Annotated in this window: 28 protein-coding genes; 4 read left to right on the forward strand and 24 right to left on the reverse strand. The window is 37.4% G+C overall.

Annotated elements, in window-relative coordinates:
- Positions 1-47: 47 nt before the first annotated feature.
- Entirely contained in the window at positions 48-914 is an 867-nt protein-coding gene (folD, locus tag AC1DCY_RS22130) for a bifunctional methylenetetrahydrofolate dehydrogenase/methenyltetrahydrofolate cyclohydrolase FolD (protein ID WP_477353542.1), read from the reverse strand.
- Positions 915-947: 33 nt separating this feature from the next.
- Positions 948-1,328, reverse strand: a complete 381-nt coding sequence (gene nusB, locus AC1DCY_RS22135) for a transcription antitermination factor NusB (RefSeq protein WP_100544800.1) — start codon at positions 1,326-1,328, stop codon at positions 948-950.
- A gap of 608 nt (positions 1,329-1,936) precedes the next feature.
- Here nusB and AC1DCY_RS22140 point away from each other — a divergent pair.
- Positions 1,937-3,106 carry an MFS transporter gene (locus AC1DCY_RS22140; RefSeq protein ID WP_477353543.1) on the forward strand — a complete coding sequence of 390 codons (1,170 nt, stop codon included), beginning with the start codon at positions 1,937-1,939 and terminating at the stop codon, positions 3,104-3,106.
- A gap of 82 nt (positions 3,107-3,188) precedes the next feature.
- Here AC1DCY_RS22140 and AC1DCY_RS22145 read toward each other — a convergent pair whose 3' ends face one another.
- The 3 genes from AC1DCY_RS22145 to AC1DCY_RS22155 form a co-directional block, all read right to left on the reverse strand.
- Complete coding sequence (locus tag AC1DCY_RS22145; protein ID WP_477353544.1) at positions 3,189-3,599, reverse strand: Asp23/Gls24 family envelope stress response protein; 411 nt, start codon at positions 3,597-3,599, stop codon at positions 3,189-3,191.
- 259 nt (positions 3,600-3,858) lie between these two features.
- Positions 3,859-4,017: a hypothetical protein gene (locus AC1DCY_RS22150; RefSeq protein WP_477353545.1), complete on the reverse strand. Its 159-nt coding sequence runs from the start codon at positions 4,015-4,017 to the stop codon at positions 3,859-3,861.
- Between the two features lie 283 nt (positions 4,018-4,300).
- The gene (locus AC1DCY_RS22155; protein ID WP_477353546.1) at positions 4,301-4,483 is read right to left on the reverse strand and encodes a hypothetical protein; all 183 of its coding nucleotides are present in this window, start codon (positions 4,481-4,483) and stop codon (positions 4,301-4,303) included.
- Positions 4,484-4,924: 441 nt separating this feature from the next.
- Between AC1DCY_RS22155 and AC1DCY_RS22160 the strand changes: the two genes are divergently transcribed.
- Positions 4,925-5,233 carry a hypothetical protein gene (locus tag AC1DCY_RS22160; protein WP_477353547.1) on the forward strand — a complete coding sequence of 103 codons (309 nt, stop codon included), beginning with the start codon at positions 4,925-4,927 and terminating at the stop codon, positions 5,231-5,233.
- Between the two features lie 302 nt (positions 5,234-5,535).
- Here the strand turns inward: AC1DCY_RS22160 and accC are convergent, their stop codons facing one another.
- From accC to AC1DCY_RS22225, 13 genes are all read right to left on the reverse strand, one after another.
- Positions 5,536-6,894 (reverse strand): acetyl-CoA carboxylase biotin carboxylase subunit, encoded by a 1,359-nt coding sequence (gene accC / locus AC1DCY_RS22165; protein ID WP_477353548.1) that lies wholly within the window; start codon positions 6,892-6,894, stop codon positions 5,536-5,538.
- A gap of 13 nt (positions 6,895-6,907) precedes the next feature.
- Positions 6,908-7,411, reverse strand: a complete 504-nt coding sequence (gene accB, locus AC1DCY_RS22170; RefSeq protein WP_477353549.1) for an acetyl-CoA carboxylase biotin carboxyl carrier protein — start codon at positions 7,409-7,411, stop codon at positions 6,908-6,910.
- Between the two features lie 200 nt (positions 7,412-7,611).
- Positions 7,612-8,169 carry a SpoIIIAH-like family protein gene (locus tag AC1DCY_RS22175; RefSeq protein WP_477353550.1) on the reverse strand — a complete coding sequence of 186 codons (558 nt, stop codon included), beginning with the start codon at positions 8,167-8,169 and terminating at the stop codon, positions 7,612-7,614.
- Positions 8,170-8,589, reverse strand: coding sequence for a hypothetical protein (locus tag AC1DCY_RS22180; protein WP_477353551.1), 420 nt, complete (start codon positions 8,587-8,589; stop codon positions 8,170-8,172).
- A 62-nt stretch (positions 8,590-8,651) separates the two neighbouring features.
- Positions 8,652-8,795 carry a hypothetical protein gene (locus AC1DCY_RS22185; protein WP_199777723.1) on the reverse strand — a complete coding sequence of 48 codons (144 nt, stop codon included), beginning with the start codon at positions 8,793-8,795 and terminating at the stop codon, positions 8,652-8,654.
- Between the two features lies 1 nt (position 8,796).
- Positions 8,797-9,708 (reverse strand): stage III sporulation protein AE, encoded by a 912-nt coding sequence (locus AC1DCY_RS22190; RefSeq protein WP_477353552.1) that lies wholly within the window; start codon positions 9,706-9,708, stop codon positions 8,797-8,799.
- A 12-nt stretch (positions 9,709-9,720) separates the two neighbouring features.
- Positions 9,721-10,098: a hypothetical protein gene (locus tag AC1DCY_RS22195; RefSeq protein ID WP_477353553.1), complete on the reverse strand. Its 378-nt coding sequence runs from the start codon at positions 10,096-10,098 to the stop codon at positions 9,721-9,723.
- 5 nt (positions 10,099-10,103) lie between these two features.
- Positions 10,104-10,313: a stage III sporulation protein AC gene (locus AC1DCY_RS22200; protein ID WP_285400502.1), complete on the reverse strand. Its 210-nt coding sequence runs from the start codon at positions 10,311-10,313 to the stop codon at positions 10,104-10,106.
- A 136-nt stretch (positions 10,314-10,449) separates the two neighbouring features.
- A complete protein-coding gene (locus AC1DCY_RS22205) occupies positions 10,450-11,457 on the reverse strand; it encodes an NAD(P)H-dependent flavin oxidoreductase (protein ID WP_477353554.1) in 1,008 nt (335 codons plus the stop codon).
- A gap of 246 nt (positions 11,458-11,703) precedes the next feature.
- Positions 11,704-12,261: an elongation factor P gene (gene efp / locus AC1DCY_RS22210; RefSeq protein WP_477353555.1), complete on the reverse strand. Its 558-nt coding sequence runs from the start codon at positions 12,259-12,261 to the stop codon at positions 11,704-11,706.
- A gap of 17 nt (positions 12,262-12,278) precedes the next feature.
- On the reverse strand, positions 12,279-13,340 hold the full coding sequence (locus AC1DCY_RS22215) for a M24 family metallopeptidase (protein ID WP_477353557.1): 1,062 nt from the start codon (positions 13,338-13,340) through the stop codon (positions 12,279-12,281).
- Between the two features lie 2 nt (positions 13,341-13,342).
- Positions 13,343-13,777: a type II 3-dehydroquinate dehydratase gene (aroQ, locus tag AC1DCY_RS22220; RefSeq protein WP_477353559.1), complete on the reverse strand. Its 435-nt coding sequence runs from the start codon at positions 13,775-13,777 to the stop codon at positions 13,343-13,345.
- Positions 13,778-13,837: 60 nt separating this feature from the next.
- Complete coding sequence (locus tag AC1DCY_RS22225) at positions 13,838-14,263, reverse strand: hypothetical protein (protein ID WP_477353561.1); 426 nt, start codon at positions 14,261-14,263, stop codon at positions 13,838-13,840.
- A gap of 171 nt (positions 14,264-14,434) precedes the next feature.
- Between AC1DCY_RS22225 and AC1DCY_RS22230 the strand changes: the two genes are divergently transcribed.
- Positions 14,435-15,367: a DUF1385 domain-containing protein gene (locus AC1DCY_RS22230; RefSeq protein WP_477353562.1), complete on the forward strand. Its 933-nt coding sequence runs from the start codon at positions 14,435-14,437 to the stop codon at positions 15,365-15,367.
- Positions 15,368-15,424: 57 nt separating this feature from the next.
- On the opposite strand, the gene AC1DCY_RS22235 is transcribed toward AC1DCY_RS22230, so the two are convergent.
- From AC1DCY_RS22235 to AC1DCY_RS22260, 6 genes are all read right to left on the reverse strand, one after another.
- Positions 15,425-16,333 carry an NAD(P)H-dependent flavin oxidoreductase gene (locus AC1DCY_RS22235; RefSeq protein ID WP_477353564.1) on the reverse strand — a complete coding sequence of 303 codons (909 nt, stop codon included), beginning with the start codon at positions 16,331-16,333 and terminating at the stop codon, positions 15,425-15,427.
- A gap of 312 nt (positions 16,334-16,645) precedes the next feature.
- Positions 16,646-17,377: an ABC transporter permease gene (locus tag AC1DCY_RS22240; RefSeq protein ID WP_477353566.1), complete on the reverse strand. Its 732-nt coding sequence runs from the start codon at positions 17,375-17,377 to the stop codon at positions 16,646-16,648.
- Positions 17,374-18,099, reverse strand: a complete 726-nt coding sequence (locus tag AC1DCY_RS22245; protein WP_477353568.1) for an ABC transporter ATP-binding protein — start codon at positions 18,097-18,099, stop codon at positions 17,374-17,376. Before AC1DCY_RS22245 ends, AC1DCY_RS22240 begins: the two co-directional genes overlap by 4 nt.
- Positions 18,100-18,104: 5 nt before the next feature.
- Entirely contained in the window at positions 18,105-18,557 is a 453-nt protein-coding gene (locus tag AC1DCY_RS22250; RefSeq protein WP_477353570.1) for a DUF3021 domain-containing protein, read from the reverse strand.
- Between the two features lie 10 nt (positions 18,558-18,567).
- Positions 18,568-19,008, reverse strand: coding sequence for a LytTR family DNA-binding domain-containing protein (locus AC1DCY_RS22255; RefSeq protein WP_477353572.1), 441 nt, complete (start codon positions 19,006-19,008; stop codon positions 18,568-18,570).
- A gap of 524 nt (positions 19,009-19,532) precedes the next feature.
- The gene (locus tag AC1DCY_RS22260) at positions 19,533-20,147 is read right to left on the reverse strand and encodes a flavin reductase family protein (RefSeq protein ID WP_477353574.1); all 615 of its coding nucleotides are present in this window, start codon (positions 20,145-20,147) and stop codon (positions 19,533-19,535) included.
- Positions 20,148-20,381: 234 nt separating this feature from the next.
- On the opposite strand from AC1DCY_RS22260, the gene AC1DCY_RS22265 reads away from it, so the two are divergent.
- Positions 20,382-20,801: a MerR family transcriptional regulator gene (locus tag AC1DCY_RS22265; RefSeq protein WP_477353576.1), complete on the forward strand. Its 420-nt coding sequence runs from the start codon at positions 20,382-20,384 to the stop codon at positions 20,799-20,801.
- The last annotated feature ends 424 nt before the right edge of the window (positions 20,802-21,225 follow it).

Here is a 21,225-nt window from a genome sequence, read left to right on the forward strand (position 1 = left end):
ATAAAAATATTGAGATAGCTTTTTGCAAACTAAAGAGTCATTTTAAATTATAACTTAACTTGAAGTGCAAGCTTATTTTCTGCTGCTTGAACTGTGTTGAATAGTAGCATAGTAATTGTCATTGGTCCTACACCGCCTGGTACAGGTGTAATGTGAGAAGCAATACCATCGACCTCACTAAAGTTTACGTCCCCGCAAAGCTTGTTGTTTTCATCACGATTAATGCCAACATCTATAACAACTGCGCCTTCTTTAACATGCTCCTTCGTAATAAAGTTTGCACGTCCAACTGCTGCAATTAATATATCTGCTTGTTTAGTGAATGAAGGTAAATTTGGTGTTTTAGAATGCGTATATGTAACGGTTGCATCTTTTTGTAGTAGAAGTTGTCCCATTGGTTTCCCAACTATATGACTACGACCCACGATGACCGCATGCTTTCCTGCTATTTCAATTCCTGAATATTCAAGAAGCTTCATTACGCCAAAAGGTGTACAAGGCAAAAATGTTTCTTGGCCAAGCATCATTTTCCCAACACTTACTGGTGAGAAGCCATCAACGTCTTTTTCGACAGCAATTGTGGCAATAACAGTATCCTCATCAATATGTTTTGGGAGTGGTAATTGTACTAAAATACCATGAATATCTTCACGATTATTTAATAATTCAATTTGTGCTAATAATGCATCCTGCGTAGTTTCCTCTGGTAGTTTGATTAGCTCAGAAAACATACCAATGGCTTCACAAGATTTTTGCTTATTTCTCACATATGTAGCTGAGGCTTGGTTGTCTCCTACTAAAACAACCGCTAAGCCTGGTGTTAATCCTTGCGCTTTTAAACGCGTTACTCGCTCTGCTACTGAATTACGAATTTCTTGACCAATTTCTTTACCATTAATAATTGCACTTGACATAGACCTTAGTTACTCCTTCCAATTCAACACATTTTATTGTTCTGTAAATTTAGAAAGTACGCCATTAACAAATTTCGACGAGCCATCGTCGCCAAATGTTTTGCATAACTCGATTGCTTCATTAAGTACTACTCTTTTTGGTGTTTCTGGCATGTATAAAATCTCGTATACAGCTAGACGTAAAACCGTTCTTTCAATTTTTGGTAAACGGGCAAGTGACCACTTTTCAAGATGCTGCTCTAAAGTAGCATCGATTTCCTCTAAATGTTCAACTGTTCCAGTAACAATCTTTTCGTAGAAGACATTTGTTGGCTGGCCTTTGATATGGCCCATTGCTTCTTCTACTGTTAGTTCAGTATTGTCTAGCTGAAACAAAACTTGCAACGCTTTTTCGCGTGCTTCATGTCGTTTCATGTAAAGCTCTCCTTCTTAAGTGGCATTAAGGTTTATAATAGCATAAATTCGTACGAGAAACACGAATTCAAGCAAGTTTTAAATAATCTGATACCTTTTTCAAGCAAGTTTTTGTTTATTTTATCACCCTTCAATCAACTTTATGAAATTAAATGTTGAAAAATGAAAATCCACCATTATTGTTTAAATAACAGGAATGTTATAATTAAGGAAAATAATTCATCTTTATGCATTATGAAGTTATATGTACAAGCTGTAAAAGAACTTTCAAGTTATATGAGGGTGAGGAACAATATAAACAATACAAAGAACACAAATCTCACCTATTTTACTGCGAGGATTGTAAACATAAAATTCGTTTTGATGCCATACGAAACTTCTTTTGGAATTACTATTGGAGAATACCTGATACATTGACTTCGGAGCATGAAAAGAAATTTATTGTACCACCTTGTATAACTGCGAACTAATACTTCCACACTGTAATAAACTGAAAAAAACCAAAACAAATCTTTTGACCCTATAGTTACTATAGGGTTTATTGTATTACGTGGGAAGATTTTAGTAGATTTAGATTCATGTATCGTGAAAGATTGAAGGAGAACAAAATGAACAAGAAACAAATTTTGACCTTAAGTATTTTATTATCGAATTTATTCATTGCCTTTTTAGGTATTGGTTTAGTTATTCCTGTGCTACCAACAATCATGAATGAGCTGAAAATTTCAGGCTCTGTCGTTGGTTATATGGTGGCAGCATTTGCTATTACTCAACTTATCGTCTCACCGATTGCCGGTAAAATGGTGGATAGTATCGGCCGAAAAATAATGATCATTGCAGGACTTGTTATATTCGGTTTTTCAGAGCTGCTATTCGGACTTGGACGCACAGTTGAAATACTTTTTATCTCACGTATGCTAGGTGGTGTAAGTGCTGCCTTTATCATGCCAGCTGTGACTGCATATATCGCTGATATTACAACATTGTCACAACGTTCAAAGGCACTAGGCTATATGAGTGCAGCGATTAGTACTGGCTTTATTATCGGGCCTGGAATCGGTGGATTTTTAGCAGAATTCGGAACACGCATACCATTTTACGCTGCTGGTATACTTGGATTTATAGCAGCTATCTTGTCAATTATATTACTAAAAGAGCCTACACGTGCTTCAAATGATGTTGAGTCTGCACCATCAATTTCAGGCAGTGTGAAGCGCATTTTTAGCCCGCTATACCTTATCCCATTCGTACTTATTTTCGTACTATCATTTGGTTTAGCTGCATTTGAGTCGTTATTTAGCCTATTTGTGGATCATAAATTCGCATTCACGCCTTCAGATATTGCGATTATTATTACAGGTAGTGGAGTAGTCGGGGCCCTTGCTCAGCTAATGTTATTCGATTGGCTGACAAAGAAAATGGGTGAAATTAATCTTATCCGATATTCACTCATCCTATCTGCTGTTTTAACATTTGCTATGACCTTTGTTAGCCACTATTTCGCTATATTATTTGTCACTTTCTTTATTTTCGTCGGCTTCGATTTAATACGTCCTGCCGTTACCTCGTATTTATCGAAAATCGCTGGTAATGAACAAGGATTCGTCGGTGGCATGAACTCCATGTTTACAAGTCTCGGTAATATCTTTGGTCCTATTTTAGGTGGGATATTATTCGATATAAATTTAAACTATCCATATTACTTTGCGACAATTGTATTAACAATCGGCGTAATACTTGCTTTGTTCTGGAGAAAGCCAAAGCAAATTGAAGTATAAAAAAGTAGCGCTACTAATCACTGCTGATCAATTTCCATCAACAACGCAAAAAGAAGGATTGCCATATAGGCAACCCTTCTTTTTATTCTTGTACAGCTGCTTCTTCTTTTTCAAAGTGAATACCTGTAATGTGTACATTCACTTCTGCTGTTTCAAGTGCTGTCATATTATAAATCGCTTGGCGAATTTGAGTTTGTACTTCCTTCGCCACTTTTGGAATTGTATAGCCATATTTTACAGAGCAAAATACATCAATGGCAATCTCACCAGTTTCAGTAACACCCGATTTAATGCCCTTATTGTGAACTTTTTTACCGAAGCGTTCTACTACGCCAGTAGCAATATTACCACGAGTTGCCGCGACCCCTTCTACCTCGTTCACTGCGATTCCAGCAACAACCTCGATTACTTCCGCTGCTACTTCAATTTTCCCAAGTTCTTCTTTTCCAGAAGGCGTTGGTTGTACGAAAGATTGTCCTACTTTCTCTGCCATACAATATCATCCTTTCCCTTACACATCACAAACAAATGCTGTACTTACGCTTATTATACTATAAAAAGGAAGGTTTGGCTTCGTAAAGCCGATTTAATTTATTCGGGACAGGTTAATGTCGATAAGTACATTAGTATATAGAAAATAAGCCGATCAATAATCGACTTATTAAACACCCAAATTGTTGAATAAGTGAGAGTCTACATTACAACGCTTCTCACTTTATTAACTTATATAAAATTATTGTGAATATGTAGTGTTACTGTCTCTTTTCAACAAATAACAAAATTAGTGTTGCCAATGGACCTAATACAAGAGAAAGTAAAAACCAATTTACCCCCGTCCTATTCTTCCCTTGTGCAAGTGCAGCATTTATCAACGCTAATGTACCCCAACCTACGACATATTGATTATCCATCATCTGTCCCCCTAGTTCATTTAACGATACTGCACCGTTAATTTACATTTCTTCACAAATTTGATTATAACACATCTAAATAACATGCTTCATAAATGGTATTAATACCCTAATATTTGGAGGTCTTTTAAAGCCAGCGGCATTAACGCATCTAGGAAGCTAAATTCGAGAGGTAACCGGACATCGGTGTCCGTTAAACCAAAACGATTGTATATTTTCAAAAAACGCCGATCTTGCTTTTCGTGCATATTTAACGATCCTGTAAAAATTGTCCACTCCCCCCTTAAATAACGTTCATCATTAGCTCCATTTCGGACACTGCGTAAATTACGTTGCTGGCCGTTAAAGGCTCACCCATGAATACATACAAGGCACCTAGACCTTCACTGTAATATGCGTCTGTTTTACGCCCAGTACGTTCGAGTAGTTTACGTTGGATATTAACTATACCTACTGTGATATCCATTCCGTTCTATCCTCCTAACAATTCCGTTTGATTTAGCGTCGCAACGCTTTGGTCAATAATTACGTCAACTTGCGATTTAAAGCCGGTTTTAGCCACGTTTATAAAGGCGAAATAAAGGTGTTATGTTTCCTCATTACTTATACCCAAGCATAATCCCGTTTTCGAACAAGATATCCGCAAAAAACATTTAAATATTTTCCTCGATGGATCCACGCTGTCTTACCATTGATTTAGTTGTTTTAAGCCGTTTAGGATAAAATATGGCGCTAATTAAGCGGTCATTTAAAGGCAAATCGATGTGTTGTTAGTTTGTTCGTCAAGGCTCACTTCTGAAAAATCTTCCGCATTCAACTATCAAGTCAGGTTAGTGCAAGAAGGAATGTTAGAATATAACGTTGAATTAAGTTTAGAAAATTAATTAATTGGAAGTGGTCATCTAACATGCAAGAACTATTAAAAAATTTTATGAACGATCCCTGGTGGTTGATTTCAACAAGCATGTCAGAATTCCTAACTAAAGAGTTAGAGAAAGAACTTTCACTAAAACACATTCTCTACGGAAAAGAAGCTGTAGCAGTGGCTAGAAGAGAAGATAATGATGATGTTATTTTTTGGATTGAAAAGCTAAATAAATATGCTGTAGTTCATTTAACATATTCAAAAGAAACTTCAAGTGATTTCCCAATTACATTACTATTTACATTGAGTGAGTTAGAAGAATACTGTAAGACTGTTTCAAAATTTCATTAAACAAACGGAGGATATTAGTTAAAACTAATAAAAGCTAGGCGTTGGCGCTGACTCTGGCGTGTATATCGCCCGTAATGTTGGCGCAAAACGGACGGCTCAACTCGTTAGCGCATTTAGCGATGCCGCCTGCTCTAATTGCGATAATTGAGCGTCAAAATTAAGATTAATTTTGCCTTTCATATCTTTTAATCAAATAAACCTGAACGCTGATTAATTTCAGACAAATAAAAAACCTCCTGACTAGTAAAGTCAGAAGGTATAAGGAATAAACGTTAGCGCTCTATTCCTTTGTTACAAATCAATTACTTGCTTGTCCCCAAAACATCATTCTCTTCTAGGAACTTCGTATTGAATTGCGCTGATTTGAAAACGTCATTGTTCATCAATGCTTGGTGGAACGGAATTGTTGTATTGATACCAGGACCAGATACTTCAAATTCGCTAAGCGCACGATTCATTTTCGCAATCGCTTCTTCACGTGTATTGGCATGAACAATTAGTTTTGCAACCATAGAGTCATAGTATGGTGGGATTGTATAGCCAGCATATACAGCAGAGTCAATACGTACACCGTAGCCACCTGGAGTTACGTAAGTATCTACAGTACCAGCTGATGGCATGAAGTTTTTATAAGCATTTTCTGCGTTAATACGGCATTCAATTGCCCATCCATTTAATTGAATATCATCTTGAGTGAAAGGAAGTTTTTCACCAGATGCAATTTTTAATTGTTGTTGTACAAGATCTACACCAGAAATCATTTCAGTTACTGGGTGTTCTACTTGGATACGAGTATTCATTTCCATGAAGTAGAATTTATCTTCTTGATAGTCATAAATAAACTCGATTGTTCCAGCACCTTCATAGTTACAAGCTTCTGCAGCTTTAACGGCAGCGGCACCCATTTCAGCACGACGCTCAGAAGATAGTGCTGGAGATGGAGCTTCCTCTACTAATTTCTGCATACGGCGTTGAACTGTACAGTCACGTTCACCTAAATGTACAACGTTACCATAGCCATCCGCTAATACTTGGATTTCACAGTGACGGAAGTACTCGATGAATTTTTCTAAATATACGCCTGGGTTACCAAATGCTGCAGCAGCCTCTTTTTGCGTAATTTCAATGCCTTTTACAAGGTCTTCTTCTGTACGAGCTACACGGATACCTTTACCGCCACCACCAGCAGTTGCTTTGATGATCACTGGGTAACCAATTTTAGCAGCCCATTCTTTACCTGTTTCGATATCTGGAACAATACCAGTACCCGGAACAAGTGGAACACCTGCTGCTTCCATTGTTGTACGTGCAACGTCTTTAATACCCATAATTTTAATAGAATCAGATGAAGGTCCAATGAACTTAATGCCTGCGTTTTCACAAGCTTCAGCGAAGTCAGCGTTTTCAGATACGAAACCGTAACCAGGGTGGATACCGTCTGCACCAGTTTTTTCTGCTACGCTAAGTAAAGCCGGGAAGCTAAGATATGAATCTTTTGATAGCTTTGGTCCGATACAATATGCTTCGTCTGCTAATTTCACATGTAATGCGTCTGCGTCTGCTTCTGAGAATACGGCAACAGATTGAATGCCTAACTCTTTACAAGCACGGATAATACGCACAGCGATTTCGCCGCGGTTTGCAATTAAAACTTTTTTCATGGTTGTGCACTCCTTACTCAGCTTTTACAAGGAATAATGGTTGACCGTATTCTACTAATTCACCGTCTTTAACAAGTAATTCAACGATTTCCCCTTGAACTTCTGCTTCAATTTCGTTGAATAGTTTCATAGCTTCTACGATACATACAATTGTTTCATTACCAACTTTGTCCCCCACTTTAACGTAAGCTGGTGAATCTGGATTTGGAGATTGATAAAAAGTTCCAACCATCGGCGATACAATTTTATGTAACGACGGGTCGTTATTTGTTGGTGCTGCAGCTGGTGCTTCTTCAGCTTTTGCTGGTGCTGGAGTTGCTGGTGCTACAGGAGCTGCTGGTGCAGACTGTTCTACAACAGGTGCAACTACTTCCTTTTTAGGTGCTACAGTTTCAGTAACAACAACACCATTCTTTTTTAATTTAACTTTTGCGCCATCTACTTCGTAAACGAACTCGTCAATTGAAGAAGAATCTACTAATTTAATAATTTCGCGAATTTCTTGAATTTTGAACATTCCTAACTCTCCTTATGAAATAAAATCTACTACAAATACTATTTTATATTTTTTTCGAACAATTTGAAATACTTTAATGCAAATTAAGTAAATATGAACAAAATAAAAGGCTTTCCTTTACTAAACGAAAGCCTTTTCATTATACTGATATATAACAATAGTTTCAAATAAACGGAAAATTCCTATTTATCTATCTATTTTTAATAGTTATTCGCACTGAATTTTACTTGGACGTCATTTGCGCCTTCCATTTCTGTTTTTACCAAATAAATAATTTCATTTGCTTGAGCTTTTGATAGCTCCTCCGCCATAACAGTTACCTGTACTTTATCACCATCTGCTCGTACAAACGCATCGGAGTAGCCTGAAGATTTAATAAGCATTTCTAACATTGCTTCAGAGGATTCTTGTTTTATAAGGTTATCCATTTCATTATAAGCTTCACTTTTTTGTTCTGCTGTGTAATCTTTTGAACCGATCTTCTGCTCTAATTGCAAACGAAGCTGGCTTCTTTCATCACTAACTTGCATGCGCATTTCTTCAAATAAATGACTTGGAGAAGATACTTCCTTCGTCTCTCCCTCTTTCGTTGCTTCTTGATCAGTCACACCCGTTACCGCAGTTTGCTGTAATGAGTCATCTGTGAAAATAGTTAGTCCATTAAATTGTTTTGCTGGATCAACCAAATAATACACTGAAATAACCGCTACTAGACTTAATAATGTCATAAACCAAACTGTTCTTCTACGTACGCGCATTTACTTTTCCTCCTTATTCTCCATTGGAACGATAATAATTCGATGAATCGGCATTTGCATTACTTGACTAACAACAGCACGAATTTCATTTTTCACAAAGATATCTGATGCTCCTTCTGAAACAATTAGCATCCCTGTTACTTCTTTCGTGCCTTGTTCAGTTCCTCGAAAATATTGACTGAATAGTTTAGTGTCATCCTTCTCATCTGTCATATCTCCGTAATAAAAATAGACTTTAACCTCCCCAACACCTTTCATTGCCTTTAGTGTCTGCTCAAGTTTTTCTTCATTGGTCATCGTTGTTACTTGCCCATTCGTTGTACTCGTTTGATACATTGGTAAAATGATGAAAATTCCCACGGAGGCAGCGATAAGCATTAAGACTATAAATGACGTTGTTTTTTTTCGTTTCTTTTCCACATCACTTGTACATTGCCTCCTTTCATCTTCTCTTTTTCAAGTGTATGTACGCTTGTTTCCTCCTATGAATTGATAAATGGAATCTTTAATAGCAATTGCAAAAATACTAACGTAATAACAAGCTTTGTAAGCGAAATTATTTCTTTATCTTCTGTTAGAAACACAAATATCTGACAGATAAAGAGCATTGCTAATAAAAGAATCAATCTATCTCCCCCCAGCCATAACTTGTACAAAAACGATGAGGAATAAACAAGAAAACATAAATGAAAAAGCAATTAGAAATGATACAGCACATAAGGTAAATAGAGATTTACTAACATGATCAAGTAGTTTACAAATATCATCGAAGGCAATTGGTTCTAAAATAGCAGCTAACATTTTCAACGAATACGCACTGACAACAAGCTGAACTGTTGGAATGAACGACACGGTAATAACCGCTATAAACGCAGAAATACTAGTAATAGAAGAGGAAAATTGCGTCATATGCTGGAACATCGAAAAACTATCTACTATAAAGGAACCAACAACTGGAATATTTTCCTCTATTAATTTCTTCACAGGCTCTGCAACAGCTGCATTGACACTAAATGCGGCAACACCACTCGCCGACATTAAAATGATGTAACAAATAACAGATGCCGAGACGATGCTCATAATGGTAAAACGAATCAATTCGGCAATTCTAGTAAACGAAATTTCTTTAACAATGACACTGCAGACATCAAACACAATAGCAAACAGTACTCCCGGAATAAGCCATTTACTACTAATAATCGTTAGAACTTGTACAAAAAAAAGTAAAAAAGGCTGCCAAGAAGCAATCGCTGTAATACTGCTAGATAAAAGAAAGCTTGAAGTAAGAATCGGATAAAATGCAGTAAATAAATGAGCAAGCCCTTGTGCTATTTCGTCTATTAATTTAAAGGAATTCACAACAACCGGTCCTATAGTTGCAAGTACAATAAGAAAAAAAAGTATCCTTGTCCCYTTTTCAAATTCTGGTAAAATCATATTAACAATCAAAATAATAATAACGTAGCCACACAAAATAAGCGTCATCTTCAGCAATAGAAAGAATGGATCAGTTAAAAACGAAAATATTTGCTCCAGCAATGTCTTCGCCCCTTAGTTTAGCCGTTGTAAAATGGCCGACACCTCCTGTAAAACAGCCAAAAATTCCTTGAACCAGTACAACAAAACAACAATCTTGACCCCATCATAGACAATATGCCCGAGTACTTTATAGCTTTGTTCTACAAGTAAAAAAGACACCCATTGCCCTATATAAAAAAGGCTAGCACTTACTACAATTGCTTTTGCATAAGGCAAAAAAGCTAAAGTCTCAAGCAATTGCTTGATGAATGGCAATAGGAGTGTCGAGAACAACATACCGAACAACAAAAAAGAAAACATTACACTAATTAGCGCATGGAGTGGCTTTATGACTTCTTTTATTAGCAATAGTAAAAGCAGCATGACAACAGCTACAATGACAATTTCCATTTACACTACCCAGAAGAGGTCAGCCATTGAAAGAATGTAAGGATTTCACTGAAAAATAGACGTAAAAATCGTAGTAATTCCGCTGTCATATATAAGTAGGCAATAAAAAATAGGAAAAACGAAAATTCTTTTTTTCCTGTTTGATCAAAGAAGACATGAAGAAGCGCAACTACTAGTCCCACTCCAGCGACTCTTAATACGTCCTGTAATTCCATTTCATACGCCCCCTCGTGTACAGCAATATATGTTGTTACCCCCAAAAAAAGACCTCCATACATACGTATAGAGATCTTAGTATTTTTATGAAATTAATAATGCCTCGGCATAACTACGTCCGGAATCAGAAAGAAGTTAAAGTAGCTTTTCAATGATGCTTTTCACAGTACCTGGTTGTTTCACTAAATAGCTCTTTTCACCCATCCACATCGATAAATATTCGGCTTTACCCTGTTTTGCACTTTCTTTACGAATAGTTGTAGTTAGATCATTTTGCAATGGATAAGGTGCTACAACAGCATCCTTCATACGTTCCGTAAAACCATTTGCTAGGCCTCTTGCTGGTTTACCAGAAAAAGCACGAGTAATCGTCGTCTGCTGTGCTTTCGATTCAAGCAAGGCATTTTTATAAAGAGGTGAAATTTCACACTCATCTGCTACTAATAAGGCCGTACCGATTTGAATCGCTTGAGCACCCATCGCTAGTGCTTTGCTTACATCTTCCTTCGTGATAATGCCTCCTGCAGCAATAATCGGTATAGATATTTGTCCTACTATTTGTTGCAGTAAATCATGCAAACCAATTAATTGCATAGGTTCAGTAAAAGAACCACGATGTCCACCAGCTTCACCACCCTGAAGGACAACAGCTTGCAACCCTGCTTGTTCTACACGCTTTGCTTCCTCTAATGTAGTAGCTGTACCAATAACATAAACATTGTTGTCCTTTAAACGACGAATAACATCTGCTGATGGAATACCAAACGTAAAGGAACAAATGGCAACATTTTCATCAAGAACAGCTTGTACTTGTTCTTCAAATACTTCCTTAGACATGACACTTTGTACAGGTGAAAGTCCAAGCTCATCATAAAACGGTTGTAAAGCCATTCGAGCTTTTTGAAGGACATTGATATCAATACGTGGCTCTTCCTGTACAAATAAATTAACAGCAAATGGCTTTTTCGTTAGCTTTTTAACTTCCTGAATAAAGCTTTTTGTTTGTTCCCCATCTAAATAGCCCGCTCCAATCGAGCCTAAAATACCTTCTTCTGCACAGGCAGCCACAAATTTTGGCGTAGTTACACCAGCCATCGGTGCCTGTATTATTGGAGACCTGGTCTCAAAAATTGTTTGTAACATAGCATTCACTCCTTACTATTATTGTAAACAACTCTTCCAAATATGACCATATAACAAATGATAGAACCATATTTTTATACTAGTAAAAAAAGCTACTATTTCTCCATCTATGGTCACAAAGTTCGATTACTTTCGCTGTATATGTATCAATTATGCCTCGGCATAGTTCCGTGACATCCGCTGAAAGAAATTAAATAAAAACCTACCCTTTTTGTTAGAAAAGAGTAGGCTGAATGTTTTTATTTATTACGCACGAGAAACGTAAGAAGCTTCTTCTGTATTGATGATTAATTTGTCACCTTGGTTTACGAAGAATGGCACTTGTACAATAAGACCTGTTTCAAGTGTTGCAGGTTTTGTACCACCAGAAGCTGTATCACCTTTGATACCAGGTTCTGTTTCTGATACTTCTAGCTCAACAGTGTTTGGTAATTCAACACCTAGCATTTCACTTTGGTATGATTGAATATGCACTTCCATGTTTTCTTTTAGGAATTTTAATTCATATTCAATTGCAGCTGAAGAAAGTTCAGTTTGCTCATATGATTCTAAGTCCATGAAAACATGCTCGTCACCTTGTGCATAAAGGTATTGCATTTTACGGTTATCGATTTGTGCTTTTTCAACTTTTTCACCAGCACGGAAAGTTTTTTCATTTACTGAGCCGTTACGTAGGTTACGTAATTTAGAGCGCACGAATGCAGCACCTTTACCTGGTTTTACGTGTTGGAAATCTAACACGCGATATAATTGGCCATCTACAATAATAGTTAGACCTGTACGGAAATCGTTTACTGAAATCATTTGTGTTCCTCCATAATTTACAAAATAATAAGTTCTTTTGACGAATGTGTTAGTAGTTCATTACCTGTCTCTGTGATTAAAATATCGTCCTCGATACGTAAACCACCGATTCCTGGTAAATACACTCCTGGTTCAATCGTTACGGCCATACCTGGCTCTAGCACCGCTTCTGAACGCATCGATAAGCCAGGACCTTCATGTACTTCAAGACCAATTCCGTGTCCTAATGAATGACCAAATGCCGCGCCATAGCCTTTTTCTGTTAAGTAGTTACGTGCAATCGCATCTGCTTGAATCCCTGTTAAGCCAGGGCCAACCTTTTCAAGTGCTAAAAGCTGGGAAGCAAGTACTGCGTTGTACATATCCACTAATTTTTCTGATGGCTCGCCAACTGCCACAGTACGTGTAATATCAGAGATATAGCCATTGTACAGCGCTCCATAATCTAATGTCACAAAGTCGCCTTTTTCAATCACTTTATTCGTTGCAACACCATGTGGTAAAGCTGAGCGAAGACCAGACGCAACAATTATATCAAATGAGGACTGAGTTGCTCCTTGTTTACGCATGAAAAATTCTAATTCATTCGAAACCTCAAGCTCTGTTTTACCTGGCTTGATGAAGTTTAAGATATGTGTAAATGCGTGATCAGCAATTTCACACGCAACCTTAATAATATTAATCTCTTGTTGCGTCTTAATCAAGCGAATTTTTTCAATTAGCCCAGAAATCGGCACTAAATCAGCTTGAATATTATTTTTATACAGCTCATATGTGCCATAGCTAACAGTATCTTTCTCAAAGCCCAATAATTTGATACCCATGTTGTTTACTTGCGTTGCAATTTCTTCAATGATCGTTGCCTCATGCTTTACAATTCGGAAGTCCTGTACTTGCGCAGCTGCTTGCTCTGTATAACGGAAATCCGTAATAAATACAGCATCATTTTGAGACACAATCGCTGCGCCCGCTGTTCCTGTAAAACCAGTCATATAACGACGATTGTACTCGTTCGTAATTAAAATACCATCAATGTTCTGTTCCTGAAGTGCCTTACGTAGCTTTTGTAATTTCAACATAATCAATTCTCCCTCTCGATAAATGTGCGTAGTGCCAGTTCATAGCCTTTCGTACCTAGTCCACAGATTTGACCAAGGCATGCCGGAGCGAGATAAGAATGATGACGGAAAGCCTCACGTTTATGGATATTTGAAATATGTACTTCTATAACCGGCACAGAAATCCCTGCAATTGCATCATGTAACGCAATGCTTGTATGGGTATATGCACCCGGATTAAAGATTATACCATCATATTTTTCGTCTTCTGCTTCATGTACCCAATCAACAAGTACCCCTTCATGATTAGATTGACGAAACTCAACAGTGGCACCTAAAGACGCCGCAAGATTCTGAACATTTTCTTTCACATCTTCTAATGTCTCATATCCATAAATATGTGGCTCCCGTTTACCTAGTCGATTTAAGTTAGGTCCATTCAAACATAATAACTTCACGCATATTCGCCTCTTTCTATGTACTTGCCATTATTTTATCATACAAGGCGCATACAGCAACTAATTTCCTTTTTGTGCTGTGTGCTCCTTTTGATGAAAATTCGCAGTTTCAAGCAAGAAACGTAATAGACAAATAACAATGACTATGAACGGGATCGATAGTTTTTTAAAGGAAGAAGATTGTAATGGCAAATCCAGAACAATCCATTCTAATGTGATGGACAAAATAAGGCCGAGCAAAAAAGAAGATAGAACAGCTGGGATAATATAGACATATCTCAACGTAATATATAACACAAATCCAATCATAAATAAGACTAAGATGAGAAAGCTCCATTGAAATAGTTTTGAGCTACCCTCAAATATATCCCACTTCTTATAAAAACCTATTGGATTCCATTTAATGAGGTGAAAGTATTGAAGTCCCTTTAAACACAATGCTAAAACAAGTGCACTGACGAGCGATGTTATACTAGCTACTTTCAAGCAAAATCCTCCTAACTTGTACCACAATGTTTCTTTTCTAACGTTAATCATTTCCTAAACTGTACGATTAGTGTAACCATATAGAAATTTTACTATGCGTAACTCTAGAGGTTTTTCACTAAATTTAGTACAATGGTACAGTTGAAATATATAAAGAGAGTGGTGTTAGCCTTGAGCAATTCACCTGTTTACGGGGGACAAGCACAGTTAGAGGGTGTAATGTTCGGAGGAAAGGAACATACGATTACTGCAATTCGCCGTAACGATGATTCCATTGATTATTATCATTATAAAAAAGTTCAAAACCCTATTTTACAAAAGCTTAAAAAAATTCCATTGGTACGAGGCGTTGTAGCTCTGATTGAATCAGCTGGTTTAGGCTCTCGCCATATGCAATTTTCAGGTGACCGTTACGACATTACACCTGGCGAGGAAGAAGAACATAAAGAGGAAGGCTCGAGACTTCAAATGTATTTAGGAGTTGCAGTTGTAGGTATTCTTTCCTTTTTATTTGGTAAATTTGCCTTTACACTAATTCCAGTATTTATTGCGGATTTTTTCTCTAAATGGATAGAGGGCAAAACCGGTCAAATATTACTGGAAAGTGGCATTAAGCTAATTTTACTACTTACCTATTTATATTTTATATCTTTAACTCCACTAATTAAACGAGTATTCCAATATCATGGTGCAGAACATAAGGTTATAAATTGCTATGAATCTGGTATGGACGTAACAGTGGAAAATGTACAAGCACAATCACGCTTACACTATCGTTGCGGCAGTAGTTTTATGCTGTTCACTGTGTTTGTAGGTATGTTATTATACTTCTTCGTGCCAACTGATCCACTTTGGTTACGCATTTTGGACCGTATTCTATTAATTCCAGTTGTTCTTGGGATATCATTTGAAGTACTCCAAGCGACAAATGCATGCCGTAATCTTCCCGTGTTACGCTTCCTTGGCTATCCAGGCTTATGGCTGCAATTACTGACAACACGTGAGCCTAAGGACGACCAAGTAGAAGTAGCCATCGCATCCTTCAATATGTTGCTTCAAGTTGAACAACAACCAGAAATCGCAGCTACTTTGAATCATGATTAAAAATTAAAGGGCAGGTCCAACCGATGCATTTGGTTGGACTCGCCCTTTTTATAGTTTTTACAAAGGCTGTACAGAAATTATTCGTTGCTTTGCTTTCTCGTACTCCTCTTCCAAAGTTATGAGTATTTCATGAACTGACTCTCGTTTGACAATGTTAGTGATGCCATGTCCGGCAGACCAAATATCTCGCCACGCCTTGACATTCACGAGATGTGTTAAATCAACATCCTCTCTTGGCTTCAAAGTTGCAGGATCAATACCTTCCTTTAATAAGGATGGAATTAACACATTCACATGGACACCGCTAAAAGCATCGGTATATAAAATATCAGAGGTATCACTTTCAATCACCATATTTTTGTAATCCTCAGGTGCATTTCCTTCATCACAAGCTAAAAAACGAGTACCCATATAGGCATAGTCTGCTCCCATTATTTGAGCAGCTAGTACGTCTGCACCGCTAGAGATGGAGCCTGATAAAATGATAGTTCCCGTAAAGAATTTCTTAACCGCAGATACAAAGCCAAATGGGTTCAGTTGCCCGCCATGCCCACCAGCTCCTGCACAAACCAGGATTAGTCCGTCTACACCTGTGGCAGCAGACTTTTTAGCATGTTTGACGTTCGCAACATCTGCATAGACCTTCCCTCCATAGCCATGAACAATGTCTATTACTCTCTTTGGATTACTGAGTGAAGTAATGACAATTGGTGGCTGGAATTGTTCAATTAACTGTAAATCTTCCTCAAAACGTGTATTCGCTACAGGGTGACATATAAAGTTGACTGCCCATTGCTCAGTAGGTAGCGCCTTTTTTATTTCTTCAAGCCACTCAGCACATGCTGAAGCGGGTCTTGCATTTAATAATGGAAAGGAACCGATAGCCCCTGCTCTACTAGCTTCAATAACCATCTTAGGGTTAGAAACTAAAAACATCGGAGCTACTATAATTGGTAAACTTGACATACACTCTCCCCCTTTATATTTAAATATTTCGAGAGATCCCCTTAAAATCCTGCTAATAAAATATCAATTATGCCTCTGCATAATTGCGTCCAGAATCGGAAAGGAGGCTTTAGGCCAACACGAAGTTGGTCACTCAGTCGTTGCCACACGACGTGGCGTTCTTAGACTGAGTTCTTCTATTTCAGTGGGTGTTTCACCACCTATAGAGGTTGGAGACTTCTGTAACTGCCGTTTCACTTACGTTACAAAAAAACATTTGTACCTGCCGCTTCGCTTTCGCTACAAAAGACATTTGCTGGAAGAAGTTAAATTTTAATTCTGCCCCCGCATCTTACGTTGAAATAACAGGGTAGCGATCACGAAAATAAAGACCGTATAACCTAAAACAATAGAGAGCGAGACGAAAACATCTGAAAATGCTCCACTTAGTACTGCACGTGCCGCATTAACAGCATGGACAAATGGCAAAAATTGCGCGATAGATTGAAATGTTCCACCTATCATGTCAGGCTCAAACCAAATGCCACTAAACCACGTTGATAAATTGACAAATATCGCAAAGATACCTCCTACTTGCTTATCCGTAAAAATTGTTCCAAGTAATAAACCAAATCCTATATACAATAAAGAGATTACAATAAGTACGCCTACCATTAAAAGGACAGATATATTCAAGGACAAGCCTAAAAATACAGCAGCAAGTAAACAGAAAATGATTTGTAATAATGCAATTGGTAGAAGAGGCAAGACATACCCCAAAATATAATCGCTTGCTGACATAGGAGAAGCAAAAATCCGCATTAAAAACGATGAGCTTTTATCCTTGCCTAGTAACATACCAGAAAAAAGAGTGAGAAATGAGAAACTAAAAACAATAACTCCTGGTGTGAGATTACTAATTTCATATAATGCAAACGGCATATTTTTTTGCATGACAGAAAATAGCCACATTAGAATCATTGGCAAGCCCATGCCAAAAAGGAGTGTTAATGGATCACGTACTATTTCCTTATGATTTCTTGTTGCAAAAACACTTGCTTTCAAGGCGCCCCCTCCTCTGTAAGCTCTAAAAATACATCTTCTAAAGAATTCTTTTTTGTTTCATGTTTTAATTGCTGGACTGTACCAAGCGCAAGTAATCTACCCCGATGCATAATTCCCACACGATCTGCCAGCATCTCGACCTCTTCTAAATAGTGAGTCGTTAATACAATCGTTACTTGACCTTTTAACTGTTTTAGTATTTTCCATAAATCACGGCGTGCACGTACATCCATACCTAATGTTGGTTCATCTAAAAAGAGTATTTTCGGATTAGACATCATAGCCATCGCAACACTTAATCGACGCTTATAGCCGCCCGATAACGTTTTGGCTTTACAAGACTGACGAGGAGTCAAGCCAAATAAATTCATTTGTGCGCTCGCTCGTTTCTTTGCCTCTGTTTTTGAACACCCATAAATTCGTCCCATTAATAGCAAATTTTCTAATACCGTCAAATTCGGCGCAATTGCTGTTTCCTGCGGAGAAATGTTTAATTTCTTTTTAGCAGCGACCTGATGATGAACAATACTTTCCCCATCCAAAAGGGCATCTCCCGCTGTTGGTAATAAAAGTCCACAAAGCACTTTAATCGTTGTCGTCTTCCCAGCTGCATTTTGGCCGAGAAGTGCAAAAAATTCCCCCATTTTTATCTTTAAAGATAACTGATCCACAACTACATGTTCCTTATACTGCTTTGTTAAGCATTTAATTTCAATCGTCATGCTCCTCACCTCTCTTTTGTTAACATTGCATTTATTTTTTCAATATCACGCTTTGAAAGCTTATATTGAAATAGCCATGTCACGACATATGTTCCTAAGAAACTTGCTAATAAGGAACAAACATTAGCCAACGTTTTCGGCATCCATAAAATCATCACAATCGGTATCCAAATAATTGCCGTTACAAAAAAGTGCACAATATACTGCTTCAACATTCCCCATCTTGCCATTTCAAAAAATAGTGCTGCTAAAGCGAAAGTTATCCCAATCAAACCAGTCAACAAAAGTTGAGTGATAATTGCGACTATTTCATTTGTAAATAACGCTCGAAATTCAGGAACTACCCAAGCGTAACCTCCTTGCACTATCCCCATTGATACAAAAAATTGTACTATTTGCCCAAGTACAACACCAATGACAAATCCACCTATAATCCGACTTAATACGTCTTTTCGCACATTTTTCACCTCATAACCCTAATTGCTTCTTAATTTTTGTTACATAGCGCCTTGAAGCGTATGTTTTAATCCCACCTTTTAGCTCAACCCCAATTGTTCCTGTCTTGCTAATGTCCATATGTATAATCATATTACGATTGACAATTTCAGCATTTGAAATACGTACAAACATCTGTGTATTCAGCTTTTCTTCAAGCTCGTACAAGCGAAAGCGTACATTGTATATACTAACCATCGTTTGAACGAAAACTTTCTTTTGTTCCGTATAAACGCGCACAATTTCCCCACAGTTAATAAATTCAACACCTCTCTGTGATAAAACCGATAATGTGTTCATTTCAGTGGAAGTGATACACTGCATGATATTCTCTATTTCATCGGTTATCTTATCTGTGTGAATAATAACTTTTGGTTCTTTGCATGCCGGGTCAATCGACACTTCTACCCTCATATCATCACAATCCTTTCATTCGTTTTTACTATAAAATTTTCATCTAATTATGTAAATGGATTTTCGACGACTGGTCGTTTACACAGGATAAGTGGTTTGGACAACCATCTCCCCCTAAAGGTGGGAGACTTCTGTAGCTGGGGTTTGTCTAAATGAAGATAAAAAAAGTGTCTATCCGTCTTGTTAACGAGATAGATGGTTACTTTGAAATAAAGTTCGATCAAAAATACCCCACTACCAGTATTTTACGATAAAAAAAGAATCCATTTTGAACAAAGACAGATCAAAATGGATTCTTATCCAGAAGAATTAAATTTCAGTTTGATAAAAAAGTTTGATCATTTTCTACCTGCGTCCTTCACAATCGCGCCCTTTAATGGAATAACTAAAACATACCTCAATTTAAATAGGTATCAAGGTTGAAACCCTGGTTTTCGCCCCTACTCTAGGGTACTATTGCTGATGCCAGTCTATTTTTGCTTTCCAATAATTTAATATTGGGTTTTGACCTTCTTAAGACCCTGTCAGCGTCCTTGGGGGCTTTTCAATGTAAATAAGTCCGACATTCTCGCATAATGGGGCCCTGAGAGACGACCTACCGGCTTAAAGTTGGCTAAATCTATTTTCCCATCTTTGTATAGTGTATCTTCGATGTGGATTTTAACGACACGACCAATAACAAGGTTTGATGATCCTGCTCCTTCCCCAAATGTTAGCATATTCTCCAATACACATTCCATTTGTATGGGACTTTCTTTAACCCGAAACGGCAGCACTTTCGAGCTGGGAATAGGTGTTAAACCGGATTCTTGAAACTCATCTATGTCTGGTGCAAATTCTATGGATGTTTCATTCACTTTCGTTACAATATCCTCTGTCACGATATTGATTACAAATTCTCCTGTTTCTTCTATGTTTCGTGTGGTATCTTTCTTCGTACCATCTTCGGGTCGAATCATAGGAGCAAAGGCTACCATAAATGGCCAAGGACATACGCCGCAAAAATTACTGAAAGGGGCAAGATTTGGAATACCTCCCTTTGAGATAGTAGAGACCAAAGCAATCGGTCTAGGCAAAATAGAGCCTGTATATAATTTGTAGCTGTCTTTCCACGTAAGGTTTTCAGGGGTAATTTCCACGTTAATTTCATCCTTTCTTGATTAATTCTTATATAAAATTGACTGATTAATGACCTTTACATTCAGATATCATGGCAATTCCTCCTAAACTATTATGGATGCAGTATACAAATTAGAGTCGACTCGAAGTCAAGGGAGGATTTAAAAAGAGTGAGAGTTCGTAAAACTTGACTTAGAGCTAGCTCTAAGGTGTACGATTACTTCATTCCATTATTACAAAGGAGGAAGCATTCAATGCTCACCATTAGTCAAGTGTCAGAAAGAACGGGTTTAACCCCTTATACATTGCGTTATTACGAGAAAATTGGAGTTCTGAAAGGACCAAATCGCAGCGAAGGAGGTGCAAGGGCATATACCGAGAGCGAAGTTTCATATATACTGTGTTTAAATAATTTAAAGAAGATAGGTTTATCACTTGAGGAGATCACAGAATTTACTCGCGACGGTTGTGTAATGGAAAAAATACAGCTAGGGGCAGACCCTACTAAATTTACTCCCACATTAAATAAACGAACAGAAATACTTTCGAAATATCTGTTGGATTTGGAAGCTAAGCAGCAGGAATTGAGCCACATGATTACACTTACAAAGGAGAAGCTAGCCGGCTATCACGAACTTTCCAAAGGTAGTTACGAAGCTCCGATGCAAGTATGACCTAGAACTTAATGCCTTAAAATATGGCCAGAATACATGAATGAATAAATAGAAGATGCATTACTTCACAATATGAGTAAATTATGTAGTAATCCATAATAATTAAATTGGGTATTCCATCACTTGTTACGAATACCCTAAATAACATTCCAAAAGCGTCGTTTTGGAACCTTTCGTTAAAGAATGTTATTCAACAATCTGGCCCGATTGTTGAACAACACTCTTCAACTAAACTGCATTGTTAGTTCAATAAAGAAAAAAAGAGCTGCCTATGCATAAACTGTACCCTATAAGATAGACACTTTGAAAAAAGTCTATCCTATAGGGTACTTTTGTTTATAATGAGAAAAAAGATGTCGGAGCGAAATGAAATGACGAAAAGATTATTTACTAAAAAAGAGCAAGAACAACTAAACTGTAATCC

Source organism: Lysinibacillus sp. 10T31, assembly GCF_056394365.1.